Origin of the sequence: Sphingomonas sp., assembly GCF_048595155.1 — a bacterium.
GTDB lineage: Bacteria > Pseudomonadota > Alphaproteobacteria > Sphingomonadales > Sphingomonadaceae > Sphingomonas_I.
Genome location: NZ_JBMDXN010000047.1, coordinates 40,188 through 64,531, shown reverse-complemented (window position 1 = coordinate 64,531; position 24,344 = coordinate 40,188). Strand labels below are relative to the sequence as shown.

Genomic DNA, 24,344 nt, shown 5'->3' with positions numbered 1-24,344 from the left:
CACAGGGCCGCCGGTACTTGCATCCTGCCTAGTGCGCGCCGCGCTCAGCGGCAAGGGGACGGCAAATCAATCGGGTGCGTTGACAGGGCGCGACCGCTTGCTTATTTCGCCGCCTCCGCTGCTGCTGCCCTGTCGTCTAAAGGTAAGACCACGGACTCTGACTCCGTTAATTGAGGTTCGAATCCTCACGGGGCATCCAGCGATTGAGGCTGTCGGTCGATGGCCGCATGATCATCGATAAAAATGGCATGTGCGTTGGCCGCCGCGGCAGGCCTGTCGCCAATTCGTGAAAATGACGAAAGCGTGCGCCAAGACAGGTCGGCCACCAGCGCGAAGCGCAACGCGACCTACGGCGTTCGAGCAGCCAGCCGTGCCGCACACACTCTGACGTTCAAAGCCTGATCGGCCAGCGCTCCCGATGTGGCGCCGCAGCCATGGGCCCGTCGAAAAATGTTACCGCTTCCACAACGGTGCAAATGCCCCTTGCATCTCCCTGCAAATTGACCGACAAATCGCATGATAGCGATAACGTACGGTCAATGAACCGACGCACATGGGCAGGAGAGGATAGCGCTGCGCAACGGCGCATGGCGGCCATTGTATCTATAGTGATGTGAGCGCTCTCAGCGCTGCGCCCGCCGCCGGCGCGATCCGATTTTCTCATCCGACTTAAAAACAAAATGTCCTGGAAGAGGGGAATATTGATGAGCATCGCCATTCAAGGCCGCCATCCGTCATGCTTGCGCAAGGCCATGCTGGCCGGCGCATCCAGCATGATCGCGCTGGTGATCGCCGCACCGGTTTCCGCACAGACCGACACGACCAACAATCCCAGCACGCAGAACGGCACGGCGGTACAGCCCGCGACGCCCAGTTCCAGCAATCTCACCGCGCAACAAGCGGGCCAGCCGCAGGACGCGGCGACCGCGCCCGACCGCGCGCAGACCAACACGCCGGGCGCCACGGCCTCGACCGAGGAAGAGATCGTCGTGACCGGCCTGCGCGGCTCCTTGCAGCGCAACCTGGATATCAAACGCTCGTCCGCGGGCGTGGTCGATGCCATTTCCGCCGAGGACATCGGCAAATTCCCCGATTCCAACCTCGCCGCCTCGCTCCAGCGCCTGCCGGGCGTGTCGATCCAGCGCGACGGTCCGCGCGGCGAGCCGACAGGCATCACCGTCCGCGGCTTTAGCGGCGATTTCAACGAAACGCTGTACGACGGTCGGCGTATTTCGACCGCCAGCGGCGGCCGCTCGGTCGATTTCAGCACGGTCGGATCCGACTTTGTCGGACAGCTGAACGTGCTCAAGACCCCGGACGTCTCGCTGTCGAGCAACTCGATCGGCGCAACCGTCAACGTGCAATTCCCCAAGCCGTTCGATCATCCCGGGCTGCGCATCGCGGCGAGCGGATCGGGCTCCTACCAGACCCGCTCCGACAAGCCGGCCGGCGCGGGCGGGCTGCTGTTCAGCGATACCTTTGCCGACGATACGCTGGGTATTCTGGTCGACGGCATTTATACCAATCACAAGACCAAGACGAACCGGGTTTATGTGTCAGGCTGGGTGGGCGGCTATCTGGCACCCTGCCAATTGACGCCGACCTGCACGGCGGCCGACCTTGCCGGGCCCAAGAATCAGCTGAGCTGGTTCGAGCAGCAATATGGCGCCGAGCAAAGCTATGTGAATGACGAGCGGATCGACGGACGGATCGCCCTGCAATGGCATCCTTCGGAAAATCTGCTGCTGACCATCGACGACAATTATTCGCGCCAGAAGCTGCGCACCAATATCTCGTCGTTCGGCATCTGGTTCAACGGCGGTGATCTGCGCAACGTGCAGCTCGACGATAATGGCACGGTGGTCAATTTCGTCCAGAACGGCTCACCGACCGATTTCAACGCGACGCGCAACACACAGATCCTGCGTACCAACCAGGTCGGCGGCAATCTGAAATGGGATGCGACCGAGCATCTGCATCTGGAAGCCGATGCAAGCTATGCGAAGAGCGAACAGAATCCCGGCCTGGGCGTATCCAGCGACAATGCCGACGTCGGCTATGGCGGCGCCATCGGCACCCCGCTGGGCATCAAGATTACGGGCAACAGCGACAAGTCTTTCCCCGAGCTCACCACCTATGGGCCGCAGGGCGATCAGAGCCGCTGGCTGGATCAATCGCTGATCGGATCGCACGTCACGGTGCGGCAGCTGCAGCAGAATTCCGATCGGGTGAAACAGGCGAAGCTGCAGGCGACCTGGGATCAGGATAATCTCAGTGTTCGGGTCGGCGGCTCCTACCTGGATGACAAATATCATCTGGAAGGCAGCGATACGTTCGCCAACAATTACTGGCAGGCTTATTCGGGATACGGCCCGGCCTCCGGCCGCACCACCGGCGTCATGCTGCCGGCCAGCCTGTTCCAGGGAACGATCGGGCTGAACAATTTCATTCCCGGCTTCTCCGGGAACCTGCCGCCGGCGCTGCTGAAATATGATCCGCGGGCTTACCAGGCCTATCTGTCCGGCCTCGGCAATCCACAGCAGCAGAATATCCCAGGCTTCAATTATGATGCGCCCACCGTGGGCACCAACTTCACCGGGAACTTCGATCTGGCCACCAATATCGGCGGCATCCAGACGATCCATGAAAAGACCTGGGCCGCATTCCTGCGCGTCAATTATACCGCCGAAATCGCCGGCATGCCGTTCCACTTCAATGCCGGCCTGCGGCGTGAAAGCACCAACCTTTCGTCCAGCGGTTTCGGGCGCCTGCCGCTGACGATCATCCAGAATTCGGGCGACCCGACCTTGCTGACGGTGGCGACCTATACGCCCACCCAATCGATCACGACCAAGTCCAACTATCATTATCTGCTGCCGAGCGTGGACCTGAAGCTGGAAGCGACGGACAAACTGACCCTCCGCTTCGATGCCTCGCGCACCCTGACCCGGCCGGCGCTCAATACGCTCAATCCGGTGCTGGATGTCGGCAGCGGCCAACGTGTCGGCGCGCTGACGGCAAGCGGCGGAAATCCGCTGCTGCAGCCTTACCTTTCGGACAATTACGATCTTGCGGCCGAATGGTATTACAAGCGCAACTCCTATTTCGCGGTCGATGGGTTCATCAAGAACGTGTCGAACTTCATCGTCGCGGGTGTGACGCGCCAGACGATCAACGGCGTTGTCGATCCCAGCACGGGCCAGGCCGCCGTGTTCAGCGTTTCGGCGCGGGTCAACGGCCCCTCGGCCACGGTCCGCGGCGTCGAACTGGCGTGGCAGCATGTGTTCGGTGACAGCGGCTTCGGCTTCAACGCCAACGCGACTTTCGTTGATACCAACAAGCCGTATGATCGCAACGACATCTCGACCAGCGGCTTCGCGGTCACGGGCTTGGCCAATTCGGCCAACTTCGTGGGCTTCTATGACAAGAACGGCTTCCAGTTCCGGGCGGCCGTCAACTGGCGCGACGAATATCTGCTTCGGTTCGGGCAGAACCAGAATACCAGCGCATTCGGTGCCGAGCCGACTTTCGTGAATTCGCAAGTACAGGTCGATCTCAGCACCAGCTACGACATCAATCCGCACATCAGCGTGTTCGCGGAGGCGCTGAACATCAACAATTCGACTTACAGCACGCACGGTCGCTTCAAGAACCAGCTGCTGGACGTCTATTCCTATGGCCGGCGCTTCACCGTGGGCGCGCATCTGAAATTCTAGACGTCACCTTCGGGGCGCCGGTTCGCTGGCGCCCCACCTTCCGGCCATGCCCGGCGCATCGCGGCAGGCACGGCATCGGCCACATTGCTGTTGTAAAAGCCAAATTGGCGAAAACAGCCCGGCCAAGTGTTGACCGCACCCGGGCCCACTTATACTCCGACATAATAATCCAGACGAAAATCGCTAAAGGGGATCAGGATGCGGCGCGGGTTCATGTCATCGGCTCTGGTTGTGCTCGGTCTGTTGGCTGCGCCGGTCACGCCCGCACTGGCGCAAGGCGAAACGCCGCAGGCCACCGTCACCGTGCGCGGCGATACGCCCGGCCCGCGCCTGTACCGCCAGGTGTTCGGCCAATTCGCCGAGCATCTCGGCCACGGCATCTATGAGGGCATTTGGGTCGGCGAGAAATCGTCCATCCCCAACGATCACGGCTATCGCAAGGACGTGCTACAAGCGTTGCGCGACATCAAGGTGCCGCTGGTGCGTTGGCCCGGCGGCTGTTTCGGCGACGAATATCATTGGCGCGACGGCATCGGGCCGCGCAACAAGCGCCCCGTCAAGATCAACACGAACTGGGGTGGCGTGAACGAAGACAATGCGTTCGGCACACATGAATTCATGGGCTTCGTCGAGAAGCTGGGCGCGGAAACCTATGTCTCGCTCAACGTCGGCAGCGCACCGCCGAGCGAGGGCGCGCAGTGGGTCGAATATATGACCTCGCCCAACGGATCGACGCTCGCCAAGGAGCGCGCGGCCAATGGCCATGCGGCGCCGTGGAAGGTCGAATATCTCGGCATCGGCAATGAGCTGTGGGGCTGCGGCGGCAATATGCGCGCTGATTATGCGGCCGACGTCACCAACCGCTACGCCCAGTTCGCCAAATCCGGCAACGGCAAGATGATCAAGATCGCCAGCGGCGGGCTGGAAGATGACGTCGCCTGGACCGACACGATGATGCGCGTCGCCGGCAAATATATCGATGGCTATTCGCTCCATTATTACACCATCCCCGGCGGCTTCAACGCCAAGAAGCAGGCGCTGGGTTTCAGCGAGGTCGAGTGGGCTGAAACCATCGCCCGCACGATCAAGATGGAAGAGCTCATCACCAAACATTCGGCGGTGATGGACAAATATGATCCGGCCAAGACCAAGTGGCTGGCGGTCGACGAATGGGGCACCTGGTTCGCGCCCGCGCCGGGCAGCAACCCCGGCTTCCTGGTTCAGCAGAACAGCATCCGCGACGCGGTCGTCGCCGGGCTCAACCTCAACATCTTCGCGCATCATGCCGATCGGGTGAAGCTCACCGCCATCGCGCAGATGGTGAACGTGCTGCAGGCGATGCTGCTGACCGACGGGCCGCGCATGGTGAAGACGCCGACTTACTGGGTCTACGACATGTACAAGCCATGGCAGGACGCGACCGTGCTGCCGACGGACCTGTCGTCGCCCTGGTATAATAAGGATCAATATGTCGCGCCGGCGGTGAGCGTGTCGGCGGTGCGCGATACGGCGGGCCAGGTTCATATCGGTCTGGTCAATGCCGATCCGAACCGCGCCATGCCCGTCAGCATGACGCTGACCGGGGTGCAGGCGAGCAGCGTCGCCGGCCGCATCCTGACGGGTGCGACGATGGATGCGCATAACAGCTTCGATCAGCCCAACACGGTGGTGCCGCAGCCTTTCACCGGGGCACAGGTCAATGGCGGCACGTTGAGCGTATCGCTGCCGCCGAAATCGGTGGTTGTGCTGGATCTGCGTTAAGGATCAGGCGAATGGCCCAGCCCCGCGTCACCCGACGGACCCTTTTGGAAGGGTCCGTCGCCGCAGCGGGGCTGGCCTGTTCCACGCCTGCGATTGGGCGGGCCGCCGCCGACAACCCACAACGTTTATGGTATCGCCAGCCCGCCAAAGCGTGGGTTGAGGCGCTGCCGGTCGGCAATGGCCGGATCGGCGCGATGGTATTTGGCGGCAGTCAGCAAGAGCGGCTGCAGCTGAACGAAAGCAGCTTCTGGGGCGGTAGCCCCTATAATCCAGTCAATCCGGACGCGCGTGCCGCCCTGCCCGAGGTGCGCCGCCTGATCGCCGCAGGCCGGTTTGCCGAGGCCGAAGCGCTGGCCAATGCCAAGGTGATGGCAAAGCCGCTCAGCCAGATGTCCTACCAGCCGATCGGCGATCTGCTGATCGATTTGCCGCGTGTCGATCCGGCGCAGGTGCAATCCTATCAGCGCGCGCTCGATCTGGATGCGGCCGTCGCCAGTACGCAGTTCAGCAGCGGGGGCATTACCTATCGCCGTGAGGTGCTGGCGTCCCCGATCGATCAGGTCATCGCGATCCGCATCAGCGCCGATCGCCCGCGCGCGCTGGACGTCGATCTTCGGCTGACCTCGCTCCAGCGCGCGACCACCCAGGCCACCGGCGATCGCCTGATGATGACCGGTGTGGGCCCGACCGAGCATGGCGTGCCCGGTGTGCTGCGCTTTGCGGCGCAGGCTCGTGCGATGGCCGAGGGCGGAACGATCACTGCCGACGGCGACCGGCTGCGCGCGCGTGGCGTGAACGCCGTGACGATCCTGATCGCGATGGCGACAAGCTATCGCTGGTTCGACGATACCAGCATCGATCCGGACCCTATCGTGAGAGGGCAGATCGACGCGGCGGCGGCCAAGGGTTTCCGCATCATCGCGGCGGCCGCGACCGCAGAACATCGCCGCCTGTTCCGGCGCGTGCGCCTGGACCTGGGCCATACGCCGGCAGCGGATCAGCCGACCGACATCCGCATCCGCACGAGCGAAGGCGCCAACGATCCCGCGCTGGCGGCACTCTATTTCGATTATGGCCGCTATCTGCTGATCGGCAGTTCGCGCGCCGGCGGCCAGCCCGCCAATCTGCAGGGCCTGTGGAACGAGTCGATCAAGCCGCCCTGGGGATCGAAATATACGATCAACATCAATACCGAGATGAATTATTGGCCCGCCGAGCCGACCGGCCTGGCGGAATGCCTGCCGCCGCTGATCGCGCTGGTGCGCGACCTGGCCATTTCCGGCGCCCGGACGGCGCGGGAAATGTATGGCGCGCGCGGATGGGTGGCCCATCACAATACCGATTTGTGGCGTGCGACCGCGCCGATCGACGGCGCGCAATATGGGCTATGGCCGATGGGGGGCGCCTGGCTGTGCCTCCATCTGTGGGAACGCTATGATTATGGGCGCGACGCCGCCTATCTGCGGTCCATCTACCCCTATCTGCAAGGCGCGGCCTTGTTCTTCCTCGATGTCTTGCAGACCGATCCGAAGTCGGGCCTGCTGATCACGAGCCCGTCGCTCTCGCCGGAAAACATCCATCCGCATGGCGCCTCGATCTGCGCCGGGCCGGCGATGGACCAGCAGATCCTGCGCGATCTGTTCGCGGTGACGATGCAGGCCGCGGCAATCCTGGGCGTCGATGCCGAATTTGCAGGACAACTTCAGGCGACGCGCGCGCGGCTGGCGCCGGACAAGATCGGCAAGCAGGGCCAATTGCAGGAATGGCAGGAGGATTGGGATGCCGAAGCGCCCGATCCGCACCACCGCCATGTATCCCACCTGTTCGCGCTGTTCCCAAGCGATCAGATCAACCTGGACGACACGCCCGCGCTGGCGCGTGCGGCGCAGCGTTCGCTGGAGATACGCGGGGACGAATCGACCGGCTGGGCGACGGCGTGGCGCGCCAATCTGTGGGCGCGTTTGCGCGACGGCGAACATGCCCATCGCATCCTGCGCTTCCTGCTTGGGCCGGAGCGCACCTACCCCAACATGTTCGACGCGCATCCACCCTTCCAGATCGACGGCAATTTCGGTGGCACGCGCGCTATCGCCGAGATGCTGATGCAGAGCCGCGGCGACGAGATCTTGCTGCTGCCTGCGCTGCCGTCCGCCTGGCCGACGGGTTCGGTGACGGGCCTGCAGGCGCGCGGCACCTGCCAGGTCGATCTTGCCTGGCGCGACGGCACATTGGCGGCTGTGACGCTGACCTCGGCAGTGGCCGGCGAACGCATCGTCCGGCTGGCCGACAGGCGCATCAAGGTCCGGCTGCGGGCCGGACATCCGACCCGCTTGTCCACCAAGGATTTCCGCGCCAGCTGAACCGCTGCCTTCTCGGCACACCCGTCACCCTGAACTTGTTTCAGGGTCCATCTCTCCACCAGCGCGGACCTTGCGGTGAGATGGATGCTGAAACAAGTTCAGCATGACGGTGTAATGGCGGTGTGGGCAGGGGCCTCTATTTCGGCAATTCGACCGTCTTCGCCGCGGTGAAGCGGGCCGACTGGCTCGGGACGCCCGTATCCGGCTGGCCGGATCCCACGCTGACGCGATAGCCGCCCGGCACGACGCGGCGTGTGCCGTCCTGCGCCACGCTGCTGAGATCGCGCGGAGACAGGTCGAACGTGACGGTACGTTTCTCCCCCGGCTGCAGCGAGACCCGCTGAAAGCCGCGCAAGGCGACGCGCGGTGCGCGCGGGGCATCGGGGAAGTTCAAGTATAGCTGCGCGACCTCGTCGCCCGCGCGCTTGCCGGTGTTGGTGATCGTCGTGGTCACGCGCACGCCCTGCGCGGCATCGCCCGCAATCGGCTGCACCTTCAGCGGCGCATAGGCGAAGCTGGTGTAGCTCAGACCGTAGCCGAACGGATAAACCGGCCGCCCCTGATAATATCGATAGGTGCGCCCCTTCATACCGTAATCATCGAACGGCGGCAGATCGGCCAACGTCTCATAAAAGGTCAGCGGCAGGCGCCCCGAGGGATTGGTTTTTCCGGCCAGCACATTGCCCACGGCGAGGCCGCCTGCTTGGCCCGGATACCAAGCCTCCAATATCGCGGCGGCGTTCGCCTTGGCCCAGGCCAGGTTGATCGCGCTACCGTTCATCGCCACCACCACGAGCGGCTTGCCAAGCGCGCGTGCCTTTTCGAGCAAAGCACGCTGATCGGCCGGCAAATCCAGTGACGTCTTGTCGCCACCAGAAAAGCCTTCGACATGGATGGGCATCTCCTCCCCTTCCAAATCCGACGTCAGGCCGACCACGGCGATGATCGCATCGGCATCGGCGGTGCCCGCCGCCAGATCCGCGTCGAGATTGGTGGAGATGCGCTTCCAGAACAATGTGCTGGCGGCAGAGGTCGCGCCGGCCTCCGACTGGAAGCGGATCGGATAGCGGTCGCCCTTGCGCAGCGAGACCTCGACCAGCTTCAGCGGCTCCGCCCATTGCGAATAGCGTTGGGCCGTCAGCGCCGGCTTGCCATCGACGCGCAAGTCTCCGATCGCGCCGGTGACGGCCAGTCGATAGGTTCCGGTTTCGGGCGCGACAAGAAAGCCGGTCCACACCACCTTGTAGCGTTCCGACACCTGTTTGAGTTCGCTGGCGCGCGAGCCGAGATTATTCTCGCTCCGCGTCACCGCGGGCTTGGCATCATAGACTGCGGACGTCTTGGGATCGGCGCCGGGCGCCAGCGGCGGCGCATTATAATAATCAGCACGCAGGCCCGGTTTGCCGTCCGGATCGACGAAGGCGCCGTCCGGTATAGGATCGCCATCCGTGATCGAGGCGGTGAACGGCACCAGCGTGATCTTGGCAGCTGGCATAGCGGCACGCAGGCCATCGATGATCGAGAAACGCGGGCCGGTCTGCGCGGAGGAATAATTGCCGCGCAACACGCGCGTGGCATCCGCCAAGGGGCCGATCACGGCGATCTTGCTGGTGGGCTTCAGCGGCAGCGTGCCATCGTTCTTGAGCAGCACCAGGCTTTCCGATGCAGCCTGTAGCGTTCGCGCCTGCGCTTCGGCCGTGCCGATTGCGCTGACCGGAACGGCCGATAGCTGGCGCGCGCGTAAGCCTGGCAGATCGCCGGCACGGAAGCGGGCGGAGAACAGCCGCACCAGCGCGCGATCCATATCCGGCTCCCCGATCAGCTTGCGCGCGAGCGCGGTCTTGTAGCGCTCGCCCAGGTTGGTCGCGCCGCCCAGCGTAGCGTTGTTGCATTCATTGTCGACGCCGGCATGCAAGGCGGCCGCCACCCCCGACGGGCCATCCGGCGCATATTTATGATGTTCGTAGATATCGACGACCGCGTCGCAATCCGACACGACATAGCCGGTGAAGCCCCAGGCGCCGCGCAGATGATCCTTCAACAGCATGTCGCTCGCGCAGGCAGGCTGGCCTAGCACGCGATTATAGGCGCACATGATCGATCCCGCTTTGGCGTCGACGATCGCCGCGCGAAAGGCGGGAAGATAGGTATCCTCCAGATCATAAGGCGTGACCGGGATGTCGGCGGTATGGCGGGTCGATTCCGGGCCGCTATGCACGGCGAAATGCTTAGGCGTAGCAATTACGTCCGGCAGATCGGGATTTGCCCCCTGCACACCGGTGACGAACGCGACGCCCAGCCGCGCGGTCAGATACGGATCCTCGCCGTAGGTTTCCTGGCCACGGCCCCAGCGCGGATCGCGGAAGATGTTGATGTTGGGCGACCAGGTATCCAGCCCTGTGCCGATCTTACCGAGCTTGCCCGTCTGCCTGCCCAGCGTGTGCAGTGCGCGCACTTCGGTGCTGATCGTACCCGCAACCTGGTGCATCAGCGGAACGTCGAACGTCGCCGCCAGCCCGATCGGCTCGGGAAAATTGGTGGTCGGCACGGGGCCGATCGCGCCATGCAAGGATTCCGTCCACCAATTGTAGGCGGGGATGTTGAGCCGCGGGATAGCCGGAGCGACATTGACCAGCTGCGCGATCTTTTCGTCCGGCGTCATCTTGGCGACGAGCGCTGCCGCCAGGCGATCCGCCTCGGCACGCACGTCCGCTTGCGCCAGAGACGGGCATGCCGCCAGGATGCTGCCCGCCAGCAGCATGCCCTTCAGTGTCGCGCTGACCATCTTCATCCCCTTGCATCGTGACTGTCGGTTGCGATTATCGTTATGACGATCCGGTGCGGGATCAGCCTTCCATGGCCCAGCGCGTATCCTGCAGCGCCAGTTCGACCAGCACGCGCATCGCGGCATTGGCCGCGTCCGGATCGCCGGCCGCGATCGCCTCATAAACCTGCACATGTTCCGGAATCGGATCGCGCGGCAACGCGCGCGACCGTTGCTTATACTGGGTCGTCCAGCTGACCGCCGATCCGATTGACGCGCTGAGCACCACCAGCGCATCGTTGCGCGTCGCGCGCAGAATGGTGTCGTGGAACAGGCGGTCCGCCTGACGGCCGAGGTCAGTGGCAAGCGAATGGCGGCGCATCAGCGCCAGCGCATCCTTCATCTGGCGTAACTCGTCGCGGTCGCGCTTGGCGGCGGCTAGCCCCGCCGCGGCGGGCTCGATGATCAGGCGCAATTCGAACAGGCTGCGGATCAGCTGCTGATCGGGCTCCCCCGAAAAGGCCCAGGCGAGCACGTCGGGGTCCAGCAAATTCCAGCGATCGCGCGGCAAGACACGCGTACCCGTCTTCGGGCGCGCTTCCACCAGCCCCTTGGCGGTCAGCACCTGCACCGCCTCGCGATAGGCGCTGCGCGATACGTTGAGCGCCTCGGCGAAGGCGATCTCCCCCGACAAGACGTCGCCCGGCGCGAATTCGCCCGAGAGGATCGACACGCCCAATTTGTGCGCGATGGCGCCGCGCAAGCGACGGCCGGTACGCCCGCTCTTGGCAAGGGGCGTGCCCGGGCTCTCGTCCGTGGTGGTGTCGGGCAGGTCTTCGTCGGATGGATCGGTCATCATATCTGTCTATCAGGGTATCGACCCGAAGAAAGACCGGACCTTTCGACCCGGCACATCACCGTTTCCCCGCCGATGCGAGGTTCTTGCCGAAGAACGGCATCAGCTCATCCTGAAAGCGGAAGGCGACGTTGCTGACGTGCGTGCCGGGATAGATTTCGAAGCGATTGGCGATGCCATAGCTGTCGAGCACCTTGTGCAGCTTTTCGGCATCGACCTTCAGGCTGTCCTGATCGCCAACATCGATCGCGATCGCCCGATACTGACGCAAATTGCCGATATATTGGTCGACGAAGGCGAGCGGCGCGTTGGCCGCCCATTTCGCCAGCACATCCGCCTGCACCGCCCCATCCTTCACCGGCAGGTCCAGATAGAGCGGCGGGTTTTTCGGATTGGGCGACCAGGCCGCAGCACTGGCGAGCTGCGCGCGCAACAGGAAGGGCAGTTTGGCCGAATCCGCGGCGCTCTTCACGCCTTCCAGTGCGGCAAGCGCCTGCGCATCCATCTGGCCGGCAGGGCGGGCGGACAGGCAGCAAGGGCTCATCATATAGATGGCGCCGAACATGTCGGGGTGGCGCATGCCGATCCGTGCAGTGCCATAGCCACCCATCGAATGCCCCGCCAAACCGCGGCTCAACCGATCCGGGATCGTGCGATAATGCGCGTCGATATAGCGGACGAGGTCACGCGCGATGAAGGTCTCGAAATCGCCCGTCGTCGGCGACATCGAATACATCGAGCCGTTGTGGATTGTCTTGGAATCCGGAAACACGACGATCATCTCCGGCGCGCCCTTCGCGAAAGCGCCTTCGATCGTCTGCGGGACGTGGATCTCCTTGGTCCATTGCTCGGCGCCAATCGAATAACCGTGCAGGGCATAAATGACCGGGTAGCGACGGCGCGGACTGGTCGCATAACTGGGCGGCAGCGCCACCAGCACGTCGCGATCCGCAGCCTCGCCTTCCAGATTGCCCGCGATCGTCGGCGCATGGACCTTGATATGATCGATCCGCACCGGCTTGGCGCCCGCCACCGGCGGCGGAACATTGGTGCCGGCCTGCGCCAACGCGGATGGTCCAGTAACGAGCTGAGCGGCCGCCAGCAACGCAGCGGCACCGATCCGAGATAAAAGCGCCTTCACCCTGTTCTTCTCCTCCGCCGATCCGCCCAAAGCGCGTTCACGGTTGAAAGAGGGCCTGCACGACGGTGCCCGCGTGTCGCCTGAGCCGACATGGTCTGGCCATCCTCCCCCTTCGCCGTCCCGCTCTTCCCTGATCGCGGTTCCGGTACTGCACGATAAGCGGGGTTGCCGATGCGGGTCAATGTCGGACATTTGGCCAATTTGGTTCTTTTCCAAGCAGTTCGCTTGACGCGGGTGGCTACCTTCCTGTTATGTCCGACTAAACTGCCCAAGAAGGCAGGGCGAGGGGATGGATCATGGCTGAACGGGGACAATCGGGACTTAGCCTCAACCGCAGGTCAGCGCTGCTGGCGTCGCTGGCGGCGGGCGCCGGCCTTAGCGCCGCGAGCGAACTTCGCGCCGCACGGAGCACCGGCGGCAGCCCGGCGTCCGGCACTTGCCTGACGCCCCGTTCCGCGGTGGCGCGAACCCAATATGGGCCCGTGCGCGGCTATGTCGAAGAGGGCGTCTATATCTTCAAGGGCGTGCCCTATGGAGACGACACCGGCGGCCCCAATCGCTGGCTGCCGGCCAAGCCGCCCAAGCCCTGGACGGACGAACTGCATACGCTGGCCTACGGCGCCAATTGCCCGCAGACGCTCCACAATTTTCGCGCGGCCGACCATACGTTCCTGCAACAGTGGACCGACGGCTTCCTGGGCGAAGACATGCTCAAGCTGAACATCTGGACGCCGTCGCTTAGCGGCCACCGGCCAGTGATGGTCTATTTCCATGGCGGCGGCTTCAGCTTCGGCTCCTCCTACGAACTCGCCTCGCATGACGGTGCGCAGATGGCGCGCAACCATGATGTCGTGCAGGTCTCGGTCAACCACCGCCTCAACATTCTCGGCTTCTTCGATGCCGCCGCGATCGGCGGTGCGCCGTACGAGGATTCGGTCAATGTCGGCATGACCGATCTGATCGCGTCGCTGCGCTGGGTGCAGGAGAATATCGCGCGTTTCGGCGGCGATCCCGACAAGGTGATGATCTACGGCCAGTCGGGCGGCGGATCGAAGGTGACGACCTTGTTGGGCATGCCATCCGGCCACGGCCTGATCCATCGCGCCGCGATCCAGTCGGGCGGTGGTGGCAATATCCCGAGCGCCGAGCAATCGCGCGAGCTCGCCCGCCAGACGATGAAGGAGTTGGGCCTCAGGCCAAATGACATCGGTGCCCTGCAGCAGATGGAATGGCCCAAGCTGTTCGCGGCCGGTACCGCCGCCGCGACCAAGATCAACGGCCCGGCCGCGCGCGGGCCCAGTGGGCTGGGCTTCCCCGCATCGGGCCCGCCGCGGGTCGGCTGGGCGCCGACCGTGGACGGCAAGATCGTGACGCTGCGTTCCTATCAGGATGCAGCCCCCGACGTGTCCCGCAACGTGCCTGTGCTGATCGGTTCCGTCAGCGAAGAAGGCATGTCCTACAGCCAGAATCCGAGCGAGGCGGAATGGCGCCAGAATCTGACGAAAAGCTTCGGAGCAGAAAAGGCCGATGCCCTGATCGCCGCAATGAAGCGCGCGCATCCGGAAAAGAGCATCCGCACTCTGTCCTACGGTGTCGGCGGCTATGGCCAGCGCAACAATGTCCAGCGCATGGTGCGGCTGAAGCATGGCCAGGGCGCGGCGCCGGCCTATCAATATTGGTTCACGTGGCAATCGCCGCAGCTGGATGGCCAGTGCGGCGCCTGGCACACAGCCGAGCTCGCTTTCTGCTTCGATAATGTGCGCCTGTGCGCGCAAGGCACGGGCAACACGCCGCAAGCGCAGGCAGTCGCCCGCAAGATGAGCACGGCCTGGGCCAATTTTGCGCGGACGGGCAATCCCAGCCAGCCCGGCCTGACCTGGACGGCGAGCGATCCGCAGCGCTGCCAAACGATGATCTTTGACGATCGCTGCCGGATTGAAGACGATCCGAATGGTGCGGTGCGCCGGATCCTGCTGACCTGATCGCATCCGCGAGCAGACGAATATCAACCTGCGCGGCATATCGCTGCTCGAGAGGAGACCCATGAAAACATCGGCAATGATCGCGGCCGTGGCAGCCTTGCTGGGCAGCGCTGCGGCACCGGCGGCCAAGCCCGTCGATCCCTTGGCGCCTACGGCACGCTGGTCTGCGTACACGGCCGGCCAGGGCCAGCTTCCGCCGATGGGGTGGAATAGCTGGAACGTGTTCGCCTCCGACATCGATGAAGCCAAGATCATGGGGTCGGCGCAGCGGATCGTCAGCAGCGGCCTTGCGCAAAAGGGCTATCGCTACGTCAATCTGGACGATGGCTGGGCGCTGAAGCGGCGGCAGCCGGATGGACGCCTGGTCGTCCGTACCGATCGCTTCCCATCGGCGCGCAGCGGTGCCGATGATTCCAACTTCAAGCCGTTTACCGATCGGCTGCATGCGATGGGGCTGAAGGCCGGCATCTATTCCGATCTGGGCCGCAACACCTGCGCCGAAGCCTTTGGCACCGTCGATGCGGATCTGCCGCAGGGCAATGTGCTGGAACGCGAAGTCGGCCTGTACGGCCATATCGATCAGGATATCGCGCTGTATTTCGGGGAATGGGGCTTCGATTATATCAAGGTGGATGGCTGCGGCATCCGCGACTATGCGCCGACCAGCCCGCGCGTGACCTCAGGCAAATTTCGCGCGGTCGGCCCGTTCATCGATTCCGGGCAGGTCAGCCGCAGTGACATTCCTACCGTCAAAGCGATGTTCCAGCAGATCAACAATGCGCTCGTCCGCGACAATCCGGATGGCGATTATCTGTTGTCGCTGTGCGTGTGGGGCGCGGCAGACGTACGCAATTGGGGCAAGGATTATGGCGCCGTGTCGCGCACCAGCGACGACATTTCGCCGGCCTGGGGCCGCATGCTGGTCAATTACGACAGTGCCGTCACGCGTGCGCTCTATGCCCATCCCGGCAGCTGGAACGATCCGGACATGCTGCATATCGGCCAGGGCGATTTCGATGCGAGCCATTTGAAGGAAGCCCGCACGCATTTCGCGCTGTGGGCGATGATCAACGCGCCGCTGCTGATCGGAACCGATCTGCGCAAGACGCCGCAGTCATTGCTGGATATCTTCGGCAATAGCGACATCATCGCGCTCAACCAGGACAGCGCCGGCAACCAGGCGACGATCGCCTACGATACGAGCGACGTGCAGATCCTGGTCAAGACGCTGGCATCGGGGGAGAAGGCGGTCGCCATCTTCAACCGTGGTTCCGGCGGCTACGACGTCGATCTGATGGCCGCGCACCTGAAATATCGCGACGATGCGCCCGTGACGCTGATCGACCTGTGGAGCAAACAGCAGAAGACTTTCACCGGCCAGGTCAAATTGCATGTCGATCCGCGCGAAACGCTGATCTTCCGCACCCGCGGCACCCGCACGCTCGCCGACGGCCTGTACCTGTCCGAACAGCCCGGCCGGGTGAACCCCGCCGTCGACGGCGTGATCTATCCCCAGGCGGATCCCACCATCTTCCGCACCGCCGCCGGCTGGACCGGCACCAAGGGCGCGGGCGATCGCCCGATCTATGCCGGCTGGGGCGGCGCGCGTGCCGATACCGCACCTTATGGGCAGGTTTTGCAGATCGCAGGCAAAGCGTTCCAATCGGGCATCGGCATCCTCGCCAATTCCCGGCTGGAGGTGCGCAACGATCGCGCGCAGCGGCTCACCACGATGGTCGGCGTGGACGACAGCGCGAGCGACAAGGGCCATGCCGTGACCTTCGCCGTCTATGGCGATGGCAAGCTGATCGCCAAGAGCGCGCCATTGAAGTGGGGTATGGCGCCGCAGCCACTCTCCGCCAACGTCGCGGGCGTGAAGCTGATCGAACTGGTCGCGCGCAGCCCGGGCGCGGACAATGCGCAGCTTCCGGTCAGCTGGGGCGACGCCGCACTGATGACACGGTAGCGAACATGCCGGGACGGCGTGAGCGCCGTTCCGGCACCCCTCGGCCACACGTTTCAAGAGCGGGGTGAGGCGCGCGCGGCGCGATATGCGGAGCGCAGGCGGAGACGATTGGGGGAACCGGCCTAGGTTCCACAGGTTGGAACGCTGAACTGGAGAAACCTATGTCGCACATTGCATCGTCCCGCATGCCGCATGCCTATGCCGCACCGGAGCCTGATACGGCCGATACTCAGGACAAGGCCGCGAATGATCTTGCCGCCGCGCGCGCGGCGATCGGCAAGGTGCCGGTCGGCGCCTGGATCGCCGGCGCGATCGGCGCGGGTGCGGCTGGCGCCGCGCTTTACGCCGCCTTCACCGCCAAGCCGCGCAAGAAGACGGCGTCGCGCGCCAAGCCCAAGCGGCAGCGCGCCAAGGCTGCCTGATCCCAGGCACGGCCCAAGACCGAACTTGCCGCAGGCCGTCCAGCGCGGCCGCAACCCTTTCCAAAGTGTTAGCTGCGAGGACCGGATCCATGGCAGACCCGCTGCTGTTGCTTGTCGAAGACGAGCCCTTGATCGCGCTGAGCATCCAGGATTGTCTGGAAGAGGCGGGACATTCCGTCTGCTATGCATCGTCCGGTATCGAGGCGGAGCAGGCCCTGGAGGCGGGTGAGCCGCCCATTTACGCGCTGTTGACCGATATACGCTGCGGCCCCGGGGCCGATGGTTGGGAGCTTTCCCGCAAGGCGCGCGAACGCGATCCTGCGATCCCGGTCGTCTATATTTCGGGCGATAGCGCCGGCGACCATGCCACACATGGCGTCCCGGACAGCGTCATGATCCAGAAGCCGTTCGCGCCGGCCAAATTGATTGCGGCGGTCGAGTCGCTGCTCGGCGCCCGCGACAATGTGTGTGCGTCGCGGCCCGCACCTGCCGAAGTCCAGATCGCCGCCCCCTAGTCCACGCTTTCCAGCAGCGTCCGCACGCGCTGCAGGCGCGCGGTCTCGTCCGCGATCTTCTCCTCCAGGATCAGCCGCTCCTTCTTCGATACCAGGCCGAGCGCGTCCGCGTCGCCGGCAAAGCCACCGCGCCGCGGCGTGAGCGCGATGCCGCCCGGTCCCGCATCGATCCGCGCGACATTCGCCGCCCGCGCGAGGCAACCGATACGGGCCAGGGCAATGAGCGCCTCCGCCTCCGCCGGCAGTGCGCCGAAGCGGTCTGCCATTTCCTCTTCCAGCGCATCCAGCGCGGCATTGTCCTCGATCCGCGCAAGCCGGGTATAGAGCGCGACGCGCACCTCCGGCTCGGGGATCCAGTCCTCCGGCAGCTTACCCGACAGTCCCAAATTCAGCTCGGGCGACCAGCGCTCCACCGTCTCGCCGCGCGCCTCACGCAGAGCCGATTCCAGCAGATGCTGGTACAGCGTCACGCCGATCAGCTTCATATGACCCGCCTGCGCATCGCCGATCAGATCGCCGGCGCCGCGCATGTCCAGGTCGCGCGCACTGATCGCAAAGCCGGCGCCCAGCCGGTCGAACGCCTCCAACGTGCGCAGCCGCTTCAGTGTGCGCTCGGCAATCGCATGTTCGCTCTCGGTGATCAGCAGGATCTGGCCGCGCCGGCTGCCGCGTCCGACCCGACCGCGTAACTGATGCAGCTGGGCCAGCCCGAACCGGTCCGCGCGCCACACGATCATCGTATTCGCGCGCGGCACGTCCAGCCCCGCTTCGATGATGTTGGTCGCCAGCAGCACATCGCCCTGGCCGTCGCCGAAGCGCACCATCGCCTCATCCAGTTCGGCGGCCGGCATCTTGCCATGCGCCTGCACGACCGAGAGCTCCGGCACGATCTTGGCCAGTCGTTGGGCCAGGCCAGCCAGATCCTCGATCCGGGGCGCGACCACGAAGCTCTGCCCGCCGCGGCTTTTCTCCCGCATCAGCGCGATCCGCACGCGCGCTTCGTCGAACTGATCGACCGTGGTGCGGATCGGCTGGCGGCGCGACGGCGGCGTGGCGATGATCGATAATTGCTGCAGCCCGATCAGCGCAGTCTGAAGCGTGCGCGGGATCGGCGTGGCGCTGAGCGTGAGAACATGGGTTTCGCCATCGCCGCGCAGCTTGGCCTTGTCGGCCGCGCCGAAACGCTGCTCCTCATCGATCACGACCAGGCCGAGCGCCTGATAGGACACATCCTTGCCGCGGATGGCGCCGGTGCCGATCACGATCTGGATCGATCCGTCGGCAAGGCCGGCCTTCACCGCTTTCTTCTCGGCCGGCGTGGAGAGACGCGACAGGCCGGCCACCTCAATCCCACTGCCCGCGAACCGCCGCCGGAAGCTTTCGAGATGCTGCCGCACCAGCACGGTCGTTGGCGCCGCGATGGCAACCTGCCCGCCCGCCAACGCCACCAAAGCCGCCGCGCGCAGCGCGACCTCCGTCTTGCCATAGCCGACATCGCCGATGACCAGCCGGTCCATCGGCTTGCCGGAGGCGAGATCGTCGCGCACGGCGGCAATGGCGCGCGCCTGATCGCTCGTTTCCGTAAACGGAAAGCCGGAGGCGAAGCGCTCATAAGCGGCGGGATCGGGAATGAACTCCGGCGCGGTCAGGGCGGCACGCTTGTTGGCCAGCTCGGTCAACGCCTTCGCGCTCTCGGCGATGGCTGCATGGATGGCGCTGCGCCGTTTCTCCCAGCTGCTGCCGTCCAGCTTGTCCAGGGTAACGGCATCGGCATCCGCGCCATAGCGCCATAGTCGATCAGCCGACTCCACGCGCACCAGCCGGCGGGCATTGTCCGCATGTTCCAGGATGATCGCCTCGCCATCGGCGCTGCCGGGCATCGGCTCCAGCCCCGCGAGCCGGGCGAGCCCATGATCTTCATGGACGACAACGTCGCCGATGCGCAGATCGGTCATGTCGCCCAGCATCTCGATCACGCTGCTGCCGGCTGCTGCCTCCTGCTCCGCGCGGCTTCCCAGCAGATCGGCCGTCGCCACGAACAGCAGATCGGCACAGCGAAAGCCCGCCGGGACCGGCATGTGCAGGGTCGCCACCGCACCCGGCTCCAGCACCGCAACGTCGGACCAGGCCGTCAGCACGATGGCCTCCTGGCCGAAATCCTTGGTGAGGCGCCGGCCGATGAAGCGCAGATCGCGCGCGCCCCCGGCAAGCACCAAACGCGCGCCGTCCGCTATCGCCTTGCGCGCCATGCGCAGGAAGGCCGCCCACGGCGCATGACGCTCGACGAAGCGCAGCATCGCCTCGCTATCATCGTCGCTCCAATCGACCACATCCCAGCGCTGGAGCGCCTTCGCCCAATCCTCGTCGGCCACCGCGATCGGCGCGCGGCTGCCCAGCCGCCGCGCTTCCTTGGCCAAGGCGAGGAAGCGGATACGCCGGGCCTCGGCACCGGGATCGAAGACGATCCGGCCGGGCTTGAGGTGCGCAAGCAGCGGCACGCCCTGTCCGATCTCCGGCTCCGCCGCACGCCCGATCTCGATATGCTCCAGCTCCGACACGGTGCGCTGCGTGATCGGATCATAAGCGCGCAGCGCGGTCACCTGGCCGTCGGCGATCTCGATCCGCACCGGCAGCTCGGCATCGGCCGGAAACAGATCGATCACCTCGCCGCGCACCGCAATCTCGCCGGGTTCATCGATGCGGTCGTCGGTGAAATAGCCGACGCCCAGCAGATGTTCGGACAAGGCAGGCACGTCGATCGTCGCGCCCGGCGACAGCAGGGGCGGTGCCGCCGCGTAGGAGTCGGGGACCGGATAGAGGCGGGCGATCGCCTCGGCGCTGGCGATGCAGGCGAGCGGTGCGCGGCCCGCATCGTCTTTCGAAATATGCAGCCGCCGCAGCGCGGCGGCGCGACGGCCGGCATTGCTGGGGCTGGCCGGCGTGTCGTCGCCGGGCAGTGCGTCGCTCGATGGCACGTGCACCACGCATTGGCTGGTGATCGCGCGCAAGGCAGCGGCGATCGCATCGGCCTGCTGCTCGTCGCGGGCCACGTAAAGGATGTCGCTGTCCTGCATCGCCTCGGCAATGCGGGTCACGATCCGCGCCAGCGGCACGGCGTCCTTCTTCTTGTCTGGCATGCGATCCTCCGACCGGGCGAACGTCGGAACGCCGAAAAGGGTACCGCGAAAAATGCGAAACCTGTCCGTAGCTTAGCTGCGGCGCCGCTGTTGCGCGCGGTAATATCCTGATCGGTTTCGACCGGCTGCGACACCAGCCTGCCGAACGGCATGAAAATGTTCAGGTAGCCGACGCTAGACATCGTCGCGCGTATGGGAGACGAAACGCCATGATCAAACGCCTTGCCATTATCGCGATCTGTGCCGGCTGCTTGATTGTCGCAGCGTGCAACACGATCAACGGCGCCAAGCAGGACGCCAAATCGGTCGGCGATACCTTCTCGAACATGGCCCGCTAGTTCCGTCCCGTTACGGCCGCCGCCCGCCCTTGAGAACATCAATCAGTTCGCGGATCCCAGGTTATACGACGCGGCGGCCCGGACCAGCGCCGTCAATGCCGCATCGTCCACCTGGTCCCCTTCGAAAAAGTCGATCGCGCGCCGTTTGCCCTCCAGGCTTGCGTTGAACAGGCCCTGCGGATCGGGCAACGCGCTGCCCTGCGGAAACGTCAGCTTCACCTTGTCGCGATAGCTTTCACCCGTGCACAGGATGCCGCCGCGCGACCAGGTCGGCACGCCCAGCGGGTTGGTCGGCTTGCGCCACTTGATATCCTCGGTGATTTGCGGATCCGCTTCCATGATCAGGGTGCGAATGCGCGTGAGCAGCGCGCCACGCCAATCCGCCAGACTCGCAAGTTTTGCGTCGACCTCGTCGGTCATCCTTGCCTCCCATGCATAACGAACGACCGGCCGCTATCGTAAGATGGTTATCCCACCCTTGGCGGGTCCCCCGAAGGGTATATTATTCGCCTAATCGATTGAAGATGCTGGTGCTGCCGGTGAGGATTGAACTCACGACCTCAGCCTTACCAAGGATGCGCTCTACCACTGAGCTACGGCAGCATCGGCCAGCATGGGGTGACCCCACAGGGTCGGGTGCCTATGGAGAAGCCCGGACGCAAGGTCAAGGAAGCATCGTGGCAAAGGACAATAGCGAGCGCGACGCACGGCTGGCAGAGGCGTTGCGGGCCAATTTACGGCGCCGCAAGTCTCAGTCGCGCGCGCAGGTCGCGGCCGAATCGGATGCCGCGCCGGCATCGGCCCCTAAAGCGGAGCCGTCTGCGACCTGAGCCATTCGGCCGCGTCGCCCTCCAGCGGCGGGCCGACGATCGCCGCGACCTGGGCATGATAGTCATCGACCCAGGCGCGCTCTTCCGGCGACAGCAGGTCGATATCGATCAGCCGGCGGTCCAGCGGCACGAAGGTGAGCGTGCGGAAGCCGAGCAGCTTCTTCTCCGCGCCGTCCACTTCACGCGGCTCCACCAGCACCAGATTTTCGATGCGGATGCCGTAGGCGCCCGTCTTGTAATAGCCGGGTTCGTTGGACAGGATCATCCCCGCCTTGAGCGGCTCGTCGCCACCCGCGAAACCGCTGCCACCCGGCGCGATACGCTGCGGGCCTTCATGCACCGCCAGGAAAGAACCGACGCCATGGCCGGTGCCATGCGCATAATCGAGGCCGGCCGCCCACAGATATTGGCGGGCCAAAGTGTCGAGCTGGCTGCCGCGTGTTCCCTGCGGAAACACCGCGCGGGCGAGCGCGATATGGCCCTTCAGCACCAACGTGAAGCGGGTCCGCATCTCGTCCGTAGGTTCGCCGATGACGACCGTACGCGTGATGTCGGTGGTGCCATCCTGATATTGGCCGCCCGAATCGACCAGATAGATCGAATTCATTTCCAGTGGGCGGTTGGTTTCCTCGCTCGCGCGATAGTGGACGATCGCGCCGTTCGGTCCGGCCCCTGAAATCGTATCGAACGACAAATCCTTCAGCGCACCGGTCGCTTCGCGAAATTCGCGCAGCTTGGCCTGGGCCGACAGTTCGTCGACGCCGCCCTTCGGCGCCTCAACCGACAGCCAATGGAGGAAGCGGCTGACGGCGGCGCCGTCGCGCGCCTGCGCCGCATCCTGGCCGGCAATCTCCGCCGCATTCTTGATCGCCTTCGGCAGGACGGCAGGATCGCGCAATTCCAGCACGGTCGCGCCGGCGTTGCTCAACGTCGCGAAAATGGCGGAGACGGCGCGTTCGGGATCCGCCACCACTTTCTTGCCGCGCAAGTTGGCGAGATAGGAGGCAAAGGCATCGCGCGGATGCAGGCGCACGGCATTGCCAAGATGCTGGGCGACATCCTCGCCAATCTTTTCCGGTGCGACGAACAAATCGGCCGTGCCGTCCGCATTTACCAGCGCATAAGCGAGCGCCACCGGCGTGTGATCGACGTCGGCGCCGCGGACGTTGAACGTCCACGCAATCGAATCGAGCGCGGACAGCACCGCCGCATCGGCCTTGCGGCTGCCGAGCCAGTCGGCAATCTCCTGCCTCTTCTCGGCTGACGAACGCCCGGCCAGCGCGTCCGGCTGCACCACCAGTCGCGCGGTCGAGGGCAATGGCTGGTCGGGCCAGATGGCGTCGATCGGGTTGGTGTCGACCGCAACCAGTTCGGCGCCCTGATCCTGCAGCGCCTGCGTCGCCTGTTCAACCCAGCGCTTGGTATGCAGCCAGGGATCGTACCCGATCCGACCGCCCTTGGGCGCGTGCTCGCCCAGCCATTCGGCGATGCTCGTCTCCGGCACCGATTGATAGCTCCACTGATCGGCCGAGACCTGCTCGCGCACCTGCAGCGTATAGCGTCCATCGGTGAAGATCGCCGCTTCGGCCGGCAGCACGGCCGCGGCGCCGGCCGAGCCCTGGAAACCGGTCAGCCAGGCGAGCCGCTGGGCGTAGGCGCCGACATATTCGGACATATGCTCATCGGTCAGCGGCACGACGAAGCCATCGAGACGGCGGCGGGCAAGCTCTTCGCGCAGAGCCTGAAGGCGATCGGCATAAGTGGACATGGCACCATGATAGATGTGCTATGGCGCAGGTTCAAATCCCCGCATGGAGAGGACGATGACGGACCTCAGATCGGCAGCGGAACTGGCAGGCGCGGTGGACATCCGCCTGCCCAACGAAAGCGCGGACTATCGGGCGGCCCGCACCGCTTTGCTGGCGGAAGAGATTGAGCTGCGGCGGCAGATCGAACGGGTCGCCGCGTTGCGCCGCGCGCTGCCGCCCGGCGGGATCGTATCCGACACATATCGCTTCGTCAGCGAGAATGGCGGCGAGATCGCGCTGGCGGATATGTTCGGCCGCCATGACACGCTGATCACCTATCACTGGATGTTCGGCGTCATGCGCAAGCGGCCCTGCCCGATGTGCACCGGCTTCCTCGGCGGGCTGGCGGCGGCGGTTGGCGACCTCACGCAAAAGGTCGCGGTGGCCGCCATCGCCGGAGCACCGATCGAACGGCAGATCGCGTTCAAGCTGGAACGGGGCTGGGGCGCCCTGCCGCTGTATCAGCCGGTCGGTGATGCCTTCTTCACCGATTATGGCGGCATCGGCCCGGATGGATCGGATATTCCGGCGATCAACGTGTTCGAGCGGACGGCCGATGGCATCCGCCACTTCTATGCCGCCGAGATGACGGGCGAGACGGCCGATCCCGGCCAGGATCCACGCGGTGCGCCCGATCTTATGCTGATCTGGACGCTGTTCGATCTCACCCGCAAGGGCCGCGACCCGCATTGGTATCCCGCACTGACCTATCCTGCCTGAAGGCCGGGAGGCGGGACGACCGGCAGGT

The 24,344-nt window shown here is 64.8% G+C and carries 17 protein-coding genes and 2 tRNA genes; 11 read left to right on the top strand and 8 right to left on the bottom strand.

Annotation, left to right across the window (positions count from 1 at the left end; all coding sequences use genetic code 11):
• Window positions 1-125: 125 nt before the first annotated feature.
• Window positions 126-199, top strand: a tRNA-Gln gene (locus tag ACOJSI_RS07560).
• A 192-nt stretch (window positions 200-391) separates the two neighbouring features.
• Here the strand turns inward: ACOJSI_RS07560 and ACOJSI_RS07555 are convergent.
• Window positions 392-718 carry a hypothetical protein gene (locus ACOJSI_RS07555; RefSeq protein WP_420137654.1) on the bottom strand — a complete coding sequence of 109 codons (327 nt, stop codon included), beginning with the start codon at window positions 716-718 and terminating at the stop codon, window positions 392-394.
• Between ACOJSI_RS07555 and ACOJSI_RS07550 the strand changes: the two genes are divergently transcribed.
• The 3 genes from ACOJSI_RS07550 to ACOJSI_RS07540 all read left to right on the top strand — a co-directional run bounded on the left by ACOJSI_RS07550 (window position 705) and on the right by ACOJSI_RS07540 (window position 7,837).
• Entirely contained in the window at window positions 705-3,716 is a 3,012-nt protein-coding gene (locus ACOJSI_RS07550; RefSeq protein WP_420137653.1) for a TonB-dependent receptor, read from the top strand. The genes ACOJSI_RS07555 and ACOJSI_RS07550 overlap by 14 nt on opposite strands.
• A 198-nt stretch (window positions 3,717-3,914) precedes the next feature.
• Window positions 3,915-5,477: an alpha-N-arabinofuranosidase gene (locus ACOJSI_RS07545; RefSeq protein ID WP_420137652.1), complete on the top strand. Its 1,563-nt coding sequence runs from the start codon at window positions 3,915-3,917 to the stop codon at window positions 5,475-5,477.
• An 11-nt stretch (window positions 5,478-5,488) separates the two neighbouring features.
• The gene (locus ACOJSI_RS07540; RefSeq protein ID WP_420137651.1) at window positions 5,489-7,837 is read left to right on the top strand and encodes a glycosyl hydrolase family 95 catalytic domain-containing protein; all 2,349 of its coding nucleotides are present in this window, start codon (window positions 5,489-5,491) and stop codon (window positions 7,835-7,837) included.
• A 136-nt stretch (window positions 7,838-7,973) separates the two neighbouring features.
• Here ACOJSI_RS07540 and ACOJSI_RS07535 read toward each other — a convergent pair whose 3' ends face one another.
• The 3 genes from ACOJSI_RS07535 to ACOJSI_RS07525 form a co-directional block, all read right to left on the bottom strand.
• Window positions 7,974-10,622: a glycoside hydrolase family 3 C-terminal domain-containing protein gene (locus tag ACOJSI_RS07535; protein ID WP_420137650.1), complete on the bottom strand. Its 2,649-nt coding sequence runs from the start codon at window positions 10,620-10,622 to the stop codon at window positions 7,974-7,976.
• Between the two features lie 61 nt (window positions 10,623-10,683).
• Window positions 10,684-11,457, bottom strand: coding sequence for a FadR/GntR family transcriptional regulator (locus ACOJSI_RS07530; protein WP_420137649.1), 774 nt, complete (start codon window positions 11,455-11,457; stop codon window positions 10,684-10,686).
• Between the two features lie 58 nt (window positions 11,458-11,515).
• Entirely contained in the window at window positions 11,516-12,598 is a 1,083-nt protein-coding gene (locus tag ACOJSI_RS07525; RefSeq protein WP_420137648.1) for an alpha/beta hydrolase, read from the bottom strand.
• A 296-nt stretch (window positions 12,599-12,894) separates the two neighbouring features.
• Here ACOJSI_RS07525 and ACOJSI_RS07520 point away from each other — a divergent pair, with 296 nt between their 5' ends.
• The 4 genes from ACOJSI_RS07520 to ACOJSI_RS07505 all read left to right on the top strand — a co-directional run bounded on the left by ACOJSI_RS07520 (window position 12,895) and on the right by ACOJSI_RS07505 (window position 17,483).
• The gene (locus tag ACOJSI_RS07520) at window positions 12,895-14,580 is read left to right on the top strand and encodes a carboxylesterase/lipase family protein (RefSeq protein ID WP_420137647.1); all 1,686 of its coding nucleotides are present in this window, start codon (window positions 12,895-12,897) and stop codon (window positions 14,578-14,580) included.
• Window positions 14,581-14,641: 61 nt separating this feature from the next.
• Window positions 14,642-16,546, top strand: coding sequence for an NPCBM/NEW2 domain-containing protein (locus tag ACOJSI_RS07515; RefSeq protein WP_420137646.1), 1,905 nt, complete (start codon window positions 14,642-14,644; stop codon window positions 16,544-16,546).
• 161 nt (window positions 16,547-16,707) lie between these two features.
• Window positions 16,708-16,968 (top strand): hypothetical protein, encoded by a 261-nt coding sequence (locus ACOJSI_RS07510; RefSeq protein WP_420137645.1) that lies wholly within the window; start codon window positions 16,708-16,710, stop codon window positions 16,966-16,968.
• Between the two features lie 89 nt (window positions 16,969-17,057).
• Window positions 17,058-17,483, top strand: coding sequence for a response regulator (locus ACOJSI_RS07505; RefSeq protein WP_420137644.1), 426 nt, complete (start codon window positions 17,058-17,060; stop codon window positions 17,481-17,483).
• Here the strand turns inward: ACOJSI_RS07505 and ACOJSI_RS07500 are convergent.
• Window positions 17,480-20,620, bottom strand: a complete 3,141-nt coding sequence (locus ACOJSI_RS07500) for a helicase-related protein (protein ID WP_420137643.1) — start codon at window positions 20,618-20,620, stop codon at window positions 17,480-17,482. The two genes, ACOJSI_RS07505 and ACOJSI_RS07500, sit on opposite strands and share 4 nt — an antisense overlap.
• A gap of 209 nt (window positions 20,621-20,829) precedes the next feature.
• Here ACOJSI_RS07500 and ACOJSI_RS07495 point away from each other — a divergent pair, with 209 nt between their 5' ends.
• Entirely contained in the window at window positions 20,830-20,958 is a 129-nt protein-coding gene (locus tag ACOJSI_RS07495) for a hypothetical protein (protein ID WP_420137642.1), read from the top strand.
• A gap of 42 nt (window positions 20,959-21,000) precedes the next feature.
• Here the strand turns inward: ACOJSI_RS07495 and ACOJSI_RS07490 are convergent, their stop codons facing one another.
• Together ACOJSI_RS07490 and ACOJSI_RS07485 are read right to left on the bottom strand one after the other, a co-directional pair.
• A complete protein-coding gene (locus ACOJSI_RS07490; RefSeq protein WP_420137641.1) occupies window positions 21,001-21,378 on the bottom strand; it encodes a DUF1801 domain-containing protein in 378 nt (125 codons plus the stop codon).
• 108 nt (window positions 21,379-21,486) lie between these two features.
• Window positions 21,487-21,561: transfer RNA gene (locus ACOJSI_RS07485), tRNA-Thr, on the bottom strand.
• A 74-nt stretch (window positions 21,562-21,635) separates the two neighbouring features.
• On the opposite strand from ACOJSI_RS07485, the gene ACOJSI_RS07480 reads away from it, so the two are divergent.
• On the top strand, window positions 21,636-21,788 hold the full coding sequence (locus ACOJSI_RS07480; protein WP_420137640.1) for a hypothetical protein: 153 nt from the start codon (window positions 21,636-21,638) through the stop codon (window positions 21,786-21,788).
• Here ACOJSI_RS07480 and ACOJSI_RS07475 read toward each other — a convergent pair.
• Complete coding sequence (locus tag ACOJSI_RS07475; protein ID WP_420137639.1) at window positions 21,763-23,556, bottom strand: aminopeptidase P family protein; 1,794 nt, start codon at window positions 23,554-23,556, stop codon at window positions 21,763-21,765. The genes ACOJSI_RS07480 and ACOJSI_RS07475 overlap by 26 nt on opposite strands.
• 55 nt (window positions 23,557-23,611) lie before the next feature.
• Between ACOJSI_RS07475 and ACOJSI_RS07470 the strand changes: the two genes are divergently transcribed.
• Window positions 23,612-24,316, top strand: a complete 705-nt coding sequence (locus ACOJSI_RS07470) for a DUF899 family protein (protein WP_420137638.1) — start codon at window positions 23,612-23,614, stop codon at window positions 24,314-24,316.
• The last annotated feature ends 28 nt before the right edge of the window (window positions 24,317-24,344 follow it).